The sequence below is a fragment of the Vallitalea sediminicola genome (genome assembly GCF_054408565.1).
In genome coordinates this window covers 1-250 of record NZ_BTPT01000355.1, presented here as the reverse complement: position 1 = coordinate 250, position 250 = coordinate 1, and the positions used below count along the sequence as shown (strand labels likewise).

General features: G+C 35.2%; 1 protein-coding gene. It reads left to right on the top strand.

The features are described 5' to 3' along the window. On the top strand, positions 1-250 hold a 250-nt coding region (locus ACX6CF_RS27030; protein ID WP_458788469.1), incomplete at both ends, for an FAD-dependent oxidoreductase.

The following is a 250-nucleotide window of genomic DNA, read 5'->3' as shown; positions in this document are numbered from 1 at the left end:
CCTGATTTACTGGTTAACAGTAAATCAGGAATAGAAATGATAAAAGCAACAATAGTTATAGATGCAACTGGAGATGGAGATATTGCTTATAAAGCTGGAGTTCCTTTTACTAAAGGGAGAGAGAAAGATGGTAGGATGCAGCCTGTAACGATTATGTTTAAGATGGCTGGAGTTGATATGTCTAAGGTTAAATATGTTTATGGATTTGAAGAGAGCTATGAAATTGAAGCTGGAGACTTACAAACTATAG